Origin of the sequence: Vibrio neptunius (genome assembly GCA_019339365.1) — a bacterium.
Classification (GTDB): domain Bacteria; phylum Pseudomonadota; class Gammaproteobacteria; order Enterobacterales; family Vibrionaceae; genus Vibrio; species Vibrio neptunius.
In genome coordinates this window covers 1,343,856-1,356,286 of the sequence record CP079859.1, presented here as the reverse complement: position 1 = coordinate 1,356,286, position 12,431 = coordinate 1,343,856, and the positions used below count along the sequence as shown (strand labels likewise).

General features: G+C 48.6%; 13 protein-coding genes and 2 pseudogenes. 3 read left to right on the top strand and 12 right to left on the bottom strand.

Translation table 11 applies throughout. From position 1 onward, the window contains the following. The first annotated feature begins 9 nt into the window (after window positions 1-9). The 3 genes from motA to KW548_06635 are packed head-to-tail and all read left to right on the top strand — an operon-like array spanning window position 10 to window position 2,195. Window positions 10-867 (top strand): flagellar motor stator protein MotA, encoded by an 858-nt coding sequence (gene motA / locus KW548_06645; GenBank protein ID QXX07646.1) that lies wholly within the window; start codon window positions 10-12, stop codon window positions 865-867. After that, complete coding sequence (locus tag KW548_06640) at window positions 867-1,859, top strand: OmpA family protein (protein ID QXX07645.1); 993 nt, start codon at window positions 867-869, stop codon at window positions 1,857-1,859. Before motA ends, KW548_06640 begins: the two co-directional genes overlap by 1 nt. Before the next feature lie 48 nt (window positions 1,860-1,907). After that, entirely contained in the window at window positions 1,908-2,195 is a 288-nt protein-coding gene (locus tag KW548_06635) for a hypothetical protein (protein ID QXX07644.1), read from the top strand. Between the two features lie 139 nt (window positions 2,196-2,334). Here the strand turns inward: KW548_06635 and KW548_06630 are convergent, their stop codons facing one another. The 12 genes and pseudogenes from KW548_06630 to flgB form a co-directional block, all read right to left on the bottom strand. Beyond that, window positions 2,335-3,378: a flagellin gene (locus KW548_06630; GenBank protein ID QXX07643.1), complete on the bottom strand. Its 1,044-nt coding sequence runs from the start codon at window positions 3,376-3,378 to the stop codon at window positions 2,335-2,337. A 17-nt stretch (window positions 3,379-3,395) separates the two neighbouring features. Then, window positions 3,396-4,292 carry a flagellar hook-associated protein FlgL gene (gene flgL, locus KW548_06625; GenBank protein QXX07642.1) on the bottom strand — a complete coding sequence of 299 codons (897 nt, stop codon included), beginning with the start codon at window positions 4,290-4,292 and terminating at the stop codon, window positions 3,396-3,398. A gap of 15 nt (window positions 4,293-4,307) precedes the next feature. Further along, window positions 4,308-5,681: a flagellar hook-associated protein FlgK gene (gene flgK, locus KW548_06620; GenBank protein ID QXX07641.1), complete on the bottom strand. Its 1,374-nt coding sequence runs from the start codon at window positions 5,679-5,681 to the stop codon at window positions 4,308-4,310. Further along, window positions 5,682-6,227, bottom strand: coding sequence for a rod-binding protein (locus tag KW548_06615; GenBank protein QXX07640.1), 546 nt, complete (start codon window positions 6,225-6,227; stop codon window positions 5,682-5,684). It abuts the gene before it with no gap. A gap of 9 nt (window positions 6,228-6,236) precedes the next feature. After that, window positions 6,237-7,334: a flagellar basal body P-ring protein FlgI gene (locus tag KW548_06610; GenBank protein QXX07995.1), complete on the bottom strand. Its 1,098-nt coding sequence runs from the start codon at window positions 7,332-7,334 to the stop codon at window positions 6,237-6,239. A 113-nt stretch (window positions 7,335-7,447) separates the two neighbouring features. Then, window positions 7,448-8,118: pseudogene (flgH, locus tag KW548_06605) on the bottom strand (flagellar basal body L-ring protein FlgH). 25 nt (window positions 8,119-8,143) lie between these two features. Further along, on the bottom strand, window positions 8,144-8,929 hold the full coding sequence (gene flgG, locus KW548_06600; GenBank protein ID QXX07639.1) for a flagellar basal-body rod protein FlgG: 786 nt from the start codon (window positions 8,927-8,929) through the stop codon (window positions 8,144-8,146). A gap of 21 nt (window positions 8,930-8,950) precedes the next feature. Continuing rightward, on the bottom strand, window positions 8,951-9,682 hold the full coding sequence (gene flgF / locus KW548_06595; protein QXX07638.1) for a flagellar basal-body rod protein FlgF: 732 nt from the start codon (window positions 9,680-9,682) through the stop codon (window positions 8,951-8,953). 11 nt (window positions 9,683-9,693) lie between these two features. Then, window positions 9,694-10,890 carry a flagellar basal body protein FlgE gene (gene flgE / locus KW548_06590; protein QXX07637.1) on the bottom strand — a complete coding sequence of 399 codons (1,197 nt, stop codon included), beginning with the start codon at window positions 10,888-10,890 and terminating at the stop codon, window positions 9,694-9,696. 25 nt (window positions 10,891-10,915) lie between these two features. Continuing rightward, window positions 10,916-11,596 carry a flagellar hook assembly protein FlgD gene (gene flgD / locus KW548_06585; GenBank protein QXX07636.1) on the bottom strand — a complete coding sequence of 227 codons (681 nt, stop codon included), beginning with the start codon at window positions 11,594-11,596 and terminating at the stop codon, window positions 10,916-10,918. Then, window positions 11,596-12,031, bottom strand: a pseudogene (gene flgC, locus KW548_06580) (flagellar basal body rod protein FlgC). Before flgC ends, flgD begins: the two are co-directional and overlap by 1 nt. Before the next feature lie 2 nt (window positions 12,032-12,033). Further along, complete coding sequence (gene flgB / locus KW548_06575) at window positions 12,034-12,396, bottom strand: flagellar basal body rod protein FlgB (protein QXX07635.1); 363 nt, start codon at window positions 12,394-12,396, stop codon at window positions 12,034-12,036. Between the last annotated feature and the right edge of the window lie 35 nt (window positions 12,397-12,431).

The following is a 12,431-nucleotide window of genomic DNA, read 5'->3' as shown; positions in this document are numbered from 1 at the left end:
GAGTCACAAATGCAAAAGTTTTTTGGAGCCATCACCGTTTTACTGTGTGTCTTTGGCGGGTATATGTGGGCAGGTGGCAAGCTTGGCGCTATCTGGCAACCCGCTGAATTTCTGATCATTATTGGTGCTGCGGCCGGTTCTCTGATCATCGGTAACCCACCGCAAGTGCTTAAAGAAATGCGTCACCAAGTTCGTGCCACCATCTCTGCACCGCGCGAAGAATATGAATATTACATGGAGCTGATGGCGCTGCTGAATAACCTACTTGAAACCGCACGCAGCAGAGGTTTTAAGTTTCTTGATTCTCACATCGAAGCTCCAGATCAGAGTTCGATTTTTCTCGCCTACCCGAAAGTTGGCTCAGATTATCGCCTCATTTCGTTCGTGACAGACAACATGCGTTTAATGGCCATGGGCCAGATGTCGCCTCACGAGTTAGAAGGTTTACTGGAACAAGAAATCGAAGCTATTCAAACCGAAATGCTACTTCCTTCTCGCTCGATGCAGAGAACCGCAGAAGCATTACCAGGCTTTGGTATTCTGGCAGCCGTCGGCGGCATCATCATTACGATGCAGGCGATTGATGGCTCAATCGCACTCGTGGGCTACCACGTAGCAGCGGCTCTGGTTGGAACATTCGTTGGTATCTTTGGTTGTTACTGCTGTCTTGATCCACTCAGCAATGCCATGGCCCAGCGCGTGAAGCGCAACATGACAGCGTTTGAGTGTGTCAGGGCGACGCTCGTTGCTTATGTTGCGAAAAAACCAACCTTACTTGCTATTGATGCTGGCCGTAAGCATATCCAGCTAGACATTAAACCGACATTCAATCAGATGGAGAAATGGCTCGCTGAGCAGGAGGCATAATGCAAAGACAAGAACAGGTGGTGTTCAAACGAACAAAAACCGTTGATAACAGTGAATTTCACGGAGGTGCCTGGAAAGTCGCTTTCGCTGATTTCATGATCGCCCTTATGGCGCTGTTTTTGGTCTTATGGGTGATGCAGATTGTCGACAAGGAAGAGCGAAAAGCGATTGTTGCTCACCTTCAAAGTGCAAGTGTGTTTGATAAGAGCTACGGAAATCCGTTTGATACTTCACAAAGTATTTCTCCGATTGATTTGGCTGCAAACTCTTCTGTCACCAGTCGACATGATTCGAACCATGTGGTCAGCTCATTCTTTCAGGGAGACGGTGAAGGTCCGGAAACAGACTCACTGATCCCCGGAACATTCGACACTCAGGAGCGACTGGCAGCCTTAGCGAAAGTCATTAAGGAAGCGGTTCGACAAATCAGTGCTCAAGGGAATGTGAACGTGACGGTGACGCCACAAGGTCTGCGGATTGTGCTTCAGGACGACTATAAGCAGCATATGTTTGGCCGTGGTGATTCTGAGTTGACACCCTTCTTCGAAGATCTGCTTCTTGCGCTAGCGCCTGTCTTTAAACGTGTAGAGAATCCATTGATCATCAGTGGTCATACCGACTCTACCCGCTTTACAGGTCATGCTGAACGTGGTTCAAACTGGGCGCTCTCTGCATCACGTGCCAATGTGGCCAGACATACTCTGGTTGCCGGAGGGATGCCGGATGATCGTGTGTTACAAGTCACAGGGATGTCTGATCGTGCCTTACTCAATGGTGCCGAGCCGGAATCCAGTGAGAACCGACGTATCGAGCTGTTTATCCTGACGACACCCGCCGCCAAAGTGTTGGAAACGTTTTTTGGCAATAACGCGGAAAGCGAATTGCAAAAAGCCAAGCAGAAAGCGGAATTTAATCAGCCGGTGATTCGCCAGGAAGTCATCAAGTTTTCAGACACCCAAACGCCTTCGAAGCCAAAGCTTCAGCAACTTTAAACCTCTCAGGCGCTTTTATAGCGCCTGCTAACTCAAACGAAAAATCACATGCCTCAATATTCGGTCAGACACGCAAAAAAAGATGGATTACAAAAAGCCTTTATGTGGCTGATTGTCATCGACTACGTGTTGCTTTCTTTGTTTCTCATTCAGCTCTTCAACCTGACTTTGAACGGAGGCACGGCGATCAGTACTTTGTTGCTGATCTACAATGTCCTTTTGACCTCCCTCTGCTTTCAACGTACTGACAAGCGCGACTCCTACATTATTTACCCAACATTGTCAGCAACGTTGTTGGCGTTCGTCTGCTTCCTATACTTCTTCTTTCTTGTCTGACCCTATTTCTTATTGCTTGTCGCCCCTATTTGTTATTTCTCCTCTGACTCTACTTTCCTTTAGGCAAAAAAAATGCTCTTCAATCAATGAAGAGCCAAACGAGCGAAAATGGAACAAAGGGTTTAACTAGGCTTTCGCCTTAACTTCTCATCAACGCAACCACAGAGTGGCGCTTTACGTTAGCCTGAGCATTAAGTGCCATAAAGGCGGTGGAAAACTGGCCAGAATTGTCATCAAATAGTTTAAGTTTGTCTTGGACTTGGTGAGCAGAAATCACCGAAGACTGCTTGTGGAGGGTTTGCATTTGCATCGTCAATTCAGAGCCGATCGCATTTGCCTGCTCAAGCCCTATCTGTACTTGACGAAAGTGCTTGTTTACTTTGGCAATGGTCTGTTTAACGCCTTCTCGAGAGCTCAAATCAAAGCTCAGCTCCGCGATGCCTTCTGGCTCCGCTTTGAGTGTCATCACATTAGATTGCCCGGCTGGAAAGCGATATCCTTGGCCTGTCACCATGACCTTTTGTTGCATCTGCTGATAGGCTTTCTCAGAGGATTCAAACAAAATAGTACCGTCCTCAGACAATGACGCTCTAAGTCCTAGAGGAATAAGACTTCGATCTAGCATTTTAACAGTCTGCTTGCCCTCAGACTGTCCATCAAACTGCACCATAACGGAGTGGCCCTGAGGGAAATCTAAGCGAATTTGCTCCGCTTTGTCACTCAAGCGGTGGATGTTAAGCCCGGGAATGGAAAAACGGCGCATGTCGGCCTTCTCAAGCTTAAGCTTCAACTCATTGTCGATCACTTTATTGCCGTCAAAGCGTGCGTTGTCGATAACGCGCTCTATGTTTGCTTTCGAGCCCGCCAAGCCTTCTTGCAGACCTGAAACCTGATTCGCGCCGAGATTCATGGCTCGAGTCAGGCCTTGTTTTATCTTGGCCAATTCGACACCAATGGCTTGTAAGGAACGTGTCGCTATCTGAACTGAGGTCGCGTTTTGCTGCCCCTGAGTAAGCAAAACACCAGACACCGAATACGATGCTGGTGTTTGATTGCGGGCAGCCAATTTTCGCTGCCCAATATCACCATGAGTCTCCGAAGAGCGAGGGGGAGAAATAGAAGCTCTGTCATGCCCCGTCAACTTGACGTTGTGGGGGCGAACCTCAACCATGCTCATTACCATATTTTGATTCCTGATTGTTAAATGCGGTCGAATAAGTTGAGATCGTTAATCTTAACGTAGCTCGCTTGAGTCGCTTGCAGCGCCGCCATGTAATTGCTCAAGCGAACTGAAGCTTCACCATAATCTAGAGCTGAGAGATCACTGCTGATCTTATCAACAAATAACTTGTTCTCACCGTGGGCACTATCCATCAAATCGAGGTTATTATGGCGACCACCGATTTCAGTCATTGCAGACAACACGTTATTCGATGTCGCTTCGATAGCACCAAGCGTCGATTCAACTGCAGTCCGAAACGCTGGTGTGGGTGATTTGAACTCCGAAATCAATGCATCAAGTTCGTTGAGAACATTGTTGCCGCCAAGGTCTAGGATTTCTTGCGCGGTCATATTCGCTTCCATCGTCACGCCTTTGGCTACAGTGACCATACGTTTATCGCTGTTACCTTGCATGACGTAACTGCCACTCGCATTCGACAAAGCCGCGGTGTCCGTTTTGGTGCCGGAGAATAAGTAACGACCTTCTTCATCCTGCGCGTTAAACGCCGAAGCGACCGCAGAACGCAGACTTTCAAGTTCGCTGATAATGCCTGTACGTTCGGCTTCGGTTAAGGTACCGTTTGCGCCCCATAGCACTCGTTCGTTCATTTTCTTCAGGCTTTCATTCACGGAATCAAGTTGAACTTCCTGATTGGACAAGGCCGTCTTTACATTAGAAATATTGGTCTTGTACTGAGAAATGGCCGAGCCTTCACGTTCTAAATTGAGCAATTGTACTGATGCCATAGGGTCATCAGATAATTTGGTCAGACGCTCACCAGTGGACATCTGTTGCATAACTTGTCCAAGTCCTGCGTTGTTGATCTGCAAGCTTCGCAGCATCATCTGACTGAATTGAGTATCACTAATTCTCATCTGATTTCCCTGTAATTAAAATAACTGAAGAACGGAATCAAACAGCTGGTTTGCTGTGCTGATCACTTTCATGTTGGCGTTATGAGCGTTGGCAAATGTCATCAGATTTGCCGCTTCTTCATCACGGCTTACCGCGCTGACGTTGTCTCGGGCAGCCTTTGCTTGCTCGCTCATCGAGAGTTTTGCCTGATAATCTGCATCAGCCTGACGCGCTTTGATTGCCGTTTCACCGACAATGGCAGCAAAGGCATCATTCAATGTCACTGAGCCAAAGCCACTGATCGACACGTTTTTATTGCTGACCGCAATCAAGCCGTCCAATATGTCAGCGTTACCTGGATTACCGTCACCGGACAAAGCCAGTTCCTCTGGTTTCATATCGGTGATCGTTAGGCTAGCCGCTGGGTTGGCAGGGTCATAACTGAACAAAGGCTTACCCGCATTACCATTAAGGTCCTGACCAGCGACTAACAAAGCGTTGAACTCATCGGCCAGCGCCTTAGCCATATCGTCAATCGCCGTGCGGTATGGCTTTAATACGTCTGTCTGATAGTCCGACAGAGCACCAATCTGCCCGCCCGGAGTGTCTGTAATCGCAAAACTTTGCGTACCAAACTCAACATGGAGTTGAGCAAGGTAAGGATCGCTTGGATCAGGCATGGCAATGAGCTCAGCAGCTTCAGTCCCCATGACCAATGGTTGTCCAGAAGATAGCGTGACTTGTAAGCTACCATCGCTTTGTGACGTTGTTTTCACATCGACGACCTTAGATAACTCACCAATTAACGTGTCACGCGTGTCCATTAACTTAGCCGGATTCCCTCCCGTACCTTGCATTTCCACCAGCTGCTTGTTCACGTCAGCAATATTACTCATCAAGCTATTGGCATGAGCAATGGCGGCATTGCGCTGGTCGTTCACGTCTTTATGTTGGTGAGAAAGAGATTCGGTGAGCGTATTGAATCGACGTGAAAGCGCTTCTGATTCATTAATGATTTGCTGGCGGTAAGGCACAGATTCCGGTTTCACTGTCGCATCATTAAGGGCAGAAAATAGCGTATCCAAACCCGCAGAGAGACTGAATCCGTCAGCACCGAGTGTATTTTCGAGTTGACTCATCTTACCGGTGTAACTAGTTGCGTAAGCGGAAAGACTGTTTGTTTCCCAAGTCTGCTTAACCAAGAAATCATCCGTTACCCGACGGATACTCGTAACTTCAACACCCAGTCCTGGATTTAGCTTGTCGTGTTTCGTGCCACCAACCGAAGCCATCAAGGCTTGTTGACGACTGTATCCAGGCGTATTGATGTTGGAGACGTTCTGCGCTGTGACATCCAGTGCCACGCGATTCGCATTAAGGCCTGAGAGGGCAATATTGACGAGATTCATTTACAGCTCCATTTTTCGAATCAATGGTTGGGCGAAGGCTGTTGTTGCACTGACTTCTCCCATCATTTGTCTAACTGAGGCGACCGATTCCTGAGTAGAATGAAGTGCGGGTGCCGAATTAGACGCTGAAGAAGCTTCAGCGTGTGAGCTTGCTTCCACCTCACTAAAATTGTCATTCGCGGACACGGTTGAGGCATTGGTGTCAAAAGCCACCTCTGAAATCGAAGGGCTGAGCTGTTTGATCAACATTTCTGAAATACCAGAATGTTGTTTCTTCGCCATTTCAATCGCCAGTTGACCATCATACATATCGCGAAAAACGCCCTGTTGCTGACTGGAAAAAGGACTGTCTTCGTCAGCCAACACATCGCTACTACTGCGCATCTGGCGCAGTACCATTTGTAAAAACATCGCTTCAAACTGGCCCGCTACCGTTTCCAGTGCGGCCCCTTGTTCGTTGCTATTCTTTATGTTCATCAAGGCACTGTTATCGTGATAAAGCACCGAGTTCATTTGTGACCGCTCATTCAGTCCGTCAAATTTCATAAAGACTCCTTAAATCACTACCAGCTCTGCATTTAGTGCCCCAGCTTCATGCAAGGCTTGCAGAATCGACATCAAATCCGTTGGTGTCGCCCCTAAACTGTTTACTGCACTAACGATGGTATTAAGCTCAGTTCCCGGAGGCCAAATCACCATTTGCGCCTGTTCTTCACTGACATCTAATAACGATTGATCGACCACTTTGGTTTCACCGTCAGCAAACGCGTTTGGCTGGCTAACCTGTTGTGATTCGGCAATGGTCACTGTTAAGTTGCCATGGCTTACCGCGGCTTCACTGACCTTGACACTTTTGCCGATGACAACGGTACCGGTTCGAGAGTTGAAAACGATGCGCGCAGGCTTACGCCCTTCCTCGACACTGATTTCTTCCAGCATCGACATCATGACAACACGTTGTTGAGTGTCCTTCGGCGCTTTGACGCTAATGCGCACGTTATTCTTAGCCACCGCAACTTTCGGCCCGAAAATGTTGTTGATCTCACGTGCGATATTCTTAGCCGTTGTAAAGCTGGGCTTTCTCAAATTCAGCACCACGTTATCTTGTTCCGCAAAGTCATTGGGCACTTCTCGCTCCAATGTCGCCCCACCAGGAATACGGCCCGAGGTTGGCGTATTGATCACGATTTTAGAGCCGCTTTTGCCTTCGGCAGACACACCGCCCACCACCACGTTACCTTGAGCGACAGCGTAAACCTCACCATCGATACCGCGCAGTGGTGTCAGTAACAAGGTGCCCCCTCGCAAACTCTTTGCGTCACCAATGGATGACACCACCACATTCAACGTCTGGCCTGCCCCTGCCATCGGCTCAACTGTCGCAGTGACACTTACTGAGGCAACATTGCGTAGTTTAGGATTCGTTTTGTCGTCGATTTGGACACCAAATTGTCGCAGCATATTGGTGATGGATTGCGCAGTAAACTTGACCTGATTGCGGTCACCCTGTCCATCGAGGCCAACGACCAAACCGTAACCCACTAACTGGTTTTCACGAATACCCTGAACATCAACGAGATCCATGATGGGGATTTCTACTTCAGCTTGAGTCGGTAAGGCGGTGCCTAACAACATCGTCAACATCATCGCCATCAGGAATGAAGATCGTTGATCTCCAGCCCTGTTTCGATTTGTCGAGCTCAATCGCTGGCGTCGCAGAGAAAGAGGGATAAAAGCGGCGGTAAGCATAGTCATTTTCTGTTTCATTAAAACGGCATCCAAGGGCTGTTAAAGAATTGGCTCAGCCAACCAGCAGCATTGCTGTCAGCCAAAGTGCCTCGACCTGAGTAGGTGATTCGCGCATCACCGATTCGAGCGGATGAAACCTGATTGTTACGGCTGACATCATCAACTCGTACAATGCCGGTTAAGCGAATGAACTCATCTCCCTGATTGAGTCGAATCCACTTCTCTCCGCTGATACGCAATACACCATTAGGCAGCACTTCATGAACGGTCACGGTGATAGCCCCCTCCAGCTTGTTACCCTGAGAGCTGGAAGCACTACCATCAAAACCGCGTTGAGCGTCGACACTGGCAGCGAGCTCATCGATGGTTTTACCTCCCAGACTCGGGGTAGCAAAGCCGACGCTCGAGTTTTTTCCATACTTGGTATCGGCTTTTTGCTTGATTCCGTTTCTTCGGAGAGAACCACCGTGAGCATGTCGCCAACACGGTATGCTCGCCTGTCCTGAAACAGGGTCATGGAATATTGATGACGATAAAGGCTGCCGTTTTGGGCTGCTGGAAGTGAATAGTCCAGTTTAGGCGGCGCGTATTTTTCTTCATCAGGCTCGGGAGGGGTAAACTCCTGTCGACCAGCGCACCCAGCCAGCAAAATGACAACCAGAGGCCAAACTCTCAATAATGCCTTCATTCCCTGTTCCTTTATTACTTAACGATTACACTGATTGAGCGACAAACTTCAGCATGTCATCAGCAGCTGACACGACTTTAGCGTTCATCTCGTAGGCTCGCTGAGTGGTGATCATGTCAACCATTTCCTCAACGACCTGAACGTTTGAACCTTCTAAAGCGCCTTGTTTGATACTGCCGACACCATCAATGCCAGCTGTCAACTCATCCGCTTGACCACTTGCTTCTGTTTCGCGGAACAAGTTACCTCCCACCGCTTCCAGACCCGCTGGGTTGATGAATTTCGCTAGGGTGATTTGACCCAGAGATTGCGGTGTGGTGCTGTCCGCTGTCGTCGCTGACACCGTGCCATCTGTGCCAACAGACACAGACAAAGCGTTCTCTGGTATCTGGATTTGTGGCTCCAGCGGTAGGCCTTGGCTATTGACCATCAAGCCTTCTGAATTCACATGAAACTGGCCATTGCGAGTGTACATGAGCTGGCCGTCTGAGTTTTCGATCTGGAAGAAGCCTTGCCCCATTACAGCAAGGTCAAGTTCTTGACTGGTGTTTTGCGTATTACCCTGAGTAAACACTTTCTGTGTACCCACTACTCGAACACCACTGCCTAACTGTACACCTGATGGCAGTTGATTGACTTCATCCACCTGCGAGCCGGGTTGGCGTTGAATACTGTAAAACAGATCTTCAAACACCACTCGATCACGCTTAAAACCAACCGTATTGACGTTGGCTAGATTGTTGGAGATGGCGGTCATTTTGGTGTCTTGAGCGGCCATGCCCGTTTTACTTACCCATAAAGCTGAGTGCATTTTTTACTCCTTTCGCCGCGCTTAGCGTGACGACATTAATTTGTTACCGGCTTGCGCCAAAGTCTCTGCGGTTTTCATCATCCGCACTTGCATTTCAAAGTTGCGTGTCAGTGACATCACATTCAGCAGTTCATCAATCGCAGAGACGTTGCTGCCTTCGATATGCTCAGGTGCGAGCTGAACGGTTTGGTCAGCCGCAAATGGGTTGCCATCGACGCTGTGAAGCAAACTGTCGCTCTGTTTCTCCAGTTGGCTAGTTTCCGGCTTAACCAGCTTTAAGGTCCCTACTTCAAGCTCAGCGCCTCCCCCAGGAGGCACGACAGAAATACGACCACGTTCGCTAATTTCCACTTTCTGATAATCGGGAAGAACCAAAGGGCCTCCTTCACCGACAACCGCAAACCCGTTAATAGACAAAGCACCAAAGGAGTCAACTTTGATGTTACCGGCGCGGGTATACGCTTCCTGACCTTCTGCGGTCTGCACCGTCAGATAACCGTCCCCCATCACAGCGACATCCAATGAACGGCCAGTTTTAACGATATCGCCTTCATCAAAACGCGTAGACGCCGAGTTGGTAACGACCATGGTGCGACCGTCAAAGCCCGCGCCCTGAAGTGGGATGCTTGACACACGTTCCATATCAGCACGAAAACCCGCAGTATCGGCATTGGATAGGTTATTTGAGCGCACATGCTGAGCTTTAAGTACTCGGCTTGCGCCAGACGTTGCGGTGAATAACAAACTGTCCATATCAGGCTCCGTTAAATTGCGTTAAACAACGCCTGAGTCAGTTTGTCGTTGGTCGAAATGGTTTTTGCATTCGCCTGATAGTTGCGCTGCGCCGTCATCAGGTTAACCAACTCGCTGGTCAGATCGACGTTAGACCCTTCTAGCGCGCCTGGTGAAAGATCACCTAACGTGCCTGAACCTGGTACTCCCAATACGGGTGCACCTGAACTGAAACTTTGAGTCCAGGCAGTACCGCTGACTTTTGAAAGGCCTTGTGGGTTGGCAAAATCCGCCAGTACAACTTGGCCTTGTAACTGAGACTGACCGTTAGTGTAGGTAGCGTAAACCATGCCATTATCTTCAACACGAACGCCCGTCAATTCTCCCGATGTGTACCCATTCGGGTTGTTAGTGCTGACACCAAAACCTGTACCAAATTGCGTGCTGCCTGACAGGTCTATATCAATACTCATTGGGTTAGCGCCCGCCGCTGGGAACGAAACGTTGTAAGCGCCTGTCGGAGTGGCGATAGAGCCATCTGGGTTGAACGTCATCGCGACCGTTGAAACCGCACCCACTCCACCGTCAACCTGCACGTTCACTTCCCATGTGTTGTCAGCCGTTTTGGTGAAGTACTGGGTCACCGTGTGTGGCTTACCTTGCGAGTCGTAAACTTTTGTCGTGTAGGAAGAGTTAAATGAATTATTATTGCCCGGATCAAACGGATTCACCGTCTGGTCGATGACCGGATTCTTTGCATCCAGATTGGCAATAAACTCCATTTTATCTGTGGCTTTGGCTGCCAAAGAAGACGTCGAGATTTTAATGTCTCCCGTTGCACCTGTGAGCAGGTTATTGTTGCCGTCTACGCTGTAACCTTGCAATTTCGCGCCCGTGTTACCAACGACATAATTGTCTTTATCAGTACCGAATACACCTGAGCGGGTGTACAGCATTTGGCCAGCACTGTCTTTAGTCACAAAGAAGCCGTTACCATTGATTGCCAGATCCATTGCTCGACCAGTTCCGCTCACCGAACCGTTTTTCTCAAAGTTCTGAGAGATGGAGGCAACCTCTACGCCACCGGGTTGCATGCCGTTGTACACAGCCGCAAACTCAGTACGTGCTCCTTTAAATCCATAAGTCGATGCGTTGGCAATATTGTGGCTGATGGTATTCAGCTCTGTGTTGGTCGCATCAAGGCCGCTTAGGGCAATATTAAAACTCATAACTAACCTCTGTCTTCCTTATTGGTTAAGCACCAAACTGAGTGATTTCATAGAAAGGTACGCTGCCAACACCTTCGATGTTAACAAACGCTGCGCCGCCTGAGCTTGGGATACGAACTTGCTCAACCTGGCCGGCTAAAAGAATGTTTGGAGCAGACTGCCCCTCCTGAACCTGAACAGATACTGTGTATTTTCCGGGTTTAAGACCCAACTCTTCAGGATGGATACTAAAATCGACGTCACCTGCGGGATGGGCGCCTAAAGGCACTTTTTTGGCCTGACCGAACTCATCCGTCACGACTAAAGTGACTTGGCTTGAGGGATGCTCAAGCTCTATTTTTCCGCCTTGAGCGGTATCATTCATTTCAAACTCATTGCCAGACACATAAACCGTCTGCCCCACCAAGCCAGCCGTTGACAGTACTTGCATGTTATCGAGCAATACCATGCTGTTTTGCATCATTGAAGCCATGTTCTCTGTACTTTGTACTTGGGAGAACTGTGCCAATTGACTGACATACTCAGTGCCATCAAGTGGGTTGAGCGGATCCTGATTCTGAATCTGTGCCACCATCAAGCTGATAAATTCATTTTCCAGTGACGTCGCGCTATTGGCATCTTGTGGGTTGCCTGTCACTGATGTTGTATTTGCCCCTGAATTCACTGGCGTGTCAGAAGACAAAGCATTATAAGAAGCGATGCTCATTAGCTGCCCTGCCCTAATTTAAGCAAACCTTGCTGCATGCTTTTTACGTTGCTCAGTACTTCTACGTTAGTCTCGAAGCTGCGGGTTGCAGACATCATATCTGCCATTTCAGATACAACATCGATATCAGGGTAGTAAACGTACCCCTCGTCATTCGCAAGCGGGTTACTTGGTTCAAAGCGTTTTTCTGCCTGACCTGAACTTTGGATCACATCCACAATTCTCACTTCAGCGTTCGGGTAACTCTCTTTACTCGCAGATAACTCGGTTTTTGCTGTACACGGTGGCAAACACGGGTTTCAAGGCCTTGTACGCGTCATCTGGGTTGGCCGAGACAGCATCTGCGTTAGCAAGGTTACTCGCGACCGTATTCAAGCGTACTGTCTGCGCATTCATTGCTGAGCCAGCAATCGAGTAAATATCGGTAAATGACATGTTTAACGTCCCTCTATCACTTTCGCCAGTCCCTGAAACTTCATGTTCAAAAAGGTCAGGCTGGTCTGAAAGTCCATGTTGTTTTGTGTGAATTTGCCTTGTTCAACCCCCAGTTCAACAGTGTTGCCATCTTTGCTGTTCTGGTACGGAATCGAGTACATAGATGACACCTTCAGCTGTGGTACGGACTTGTTCACACCATGAGGTGATAACTGATTCATTGCAGTGGTAAAACTCAGGTCCTTAGCCAGATACCCAGGGGTATCAACATTTGCTAGGTTACTGGCAAGGACTTTGGTACGCTGAACTCTAAAGTTCAGCGCATCAGGGTGAACACCCAACGCATTTTCAAATGAAATTGCCATGTCTCTTTCCTTTTAAGTTGGCTCGAATAAGGATG

Bases quoted from the DNA above. Each gene is read 5' to 3' on its own strand.
- KW548_06615 (QXX07640.1), bottom strand. From the start codon at position 6,227: ATGAAATTTGACGGACTGAATGAGCGGTCACAAATGAACTCGGTGCTT.
- flgK (QXX07641.1), bottom strand. From the start codon at position 5,681: ATGAATCTCGTCAATATTGCCCTCTCAGGCCTTAATGCGAATCGCGTG.
- KW548_06635 (QXX07644.1), top strand. From the start codon at position 1,908: ATGCCTCAATATTCGGTCAGACACGCAAAAAAAGATGGATTACAAAAA.
- KW548_06610 (QXX07995.1), bottom strand. From the start codon at position 7,334: ATGGCGATGATGTTGACGATGTTGTTAGGCACCGCCTTACCGACTCAA.
- flgD (QXX07636.1), bottom strand. From the start codon at position 11,596: ATGAGCATCGCTTCTTATAATGCTTTGTCTTCTGACACGCCAGTGAAT.
- flgB (QXX07635.1), bottom strand. From the start codon at position 12,396: ATGGCAATTTCATTTGAAAATGCGTTGGGTGTTCACCCTGATGCGCTG.
- KW548_06640 (QXX07645.1), top strand. From the start codon at position 867: ATGCAAAGACAAGAACAGGTGGTGTTCAAACGAACAAAAACCGTTGAT.
- KW548_06630 (QXX07643.1), bottom strand. From the start codon at position 3,378: ATGGTAATGAGCATGGTTGAGGTTCGCCCCCACAACGTCAAGTTGACG.
- flgE (QXX07637.1), bottom strand. From the start codon at position 10,890: ATGAGTTTTAATATTGCCCTAAGCGGCCTTGATGCGACCAACACAGAG.
- flgG (QXX07639.1), bottom strand. From the start codon at position 8,929: ATGCACTCAGCTTTATGGGTAAGTAAAACGGGCATGGCCGCTCAAGAC.
- flgF (QXX07638.1), bottom strand. From the start codon at position 9,682: ATGGACAGTTTGTTATTCACCGCAACGTCTGGCGCAAGCCGAGTACTT.
- motA (QXX07646.1), top strand. From the start codon at position 10: ATGCAAAAGTTTTTTGGAGCCATCACCGTTTTACTGTGTGTCTTTGGC.
- flgL (QXX07642.1), bottom strand. From the start codon at position 4,292: ATGAGAATTAGTGATACTCAATTCAGTCAGATGATGCTGCGAAGCTTG.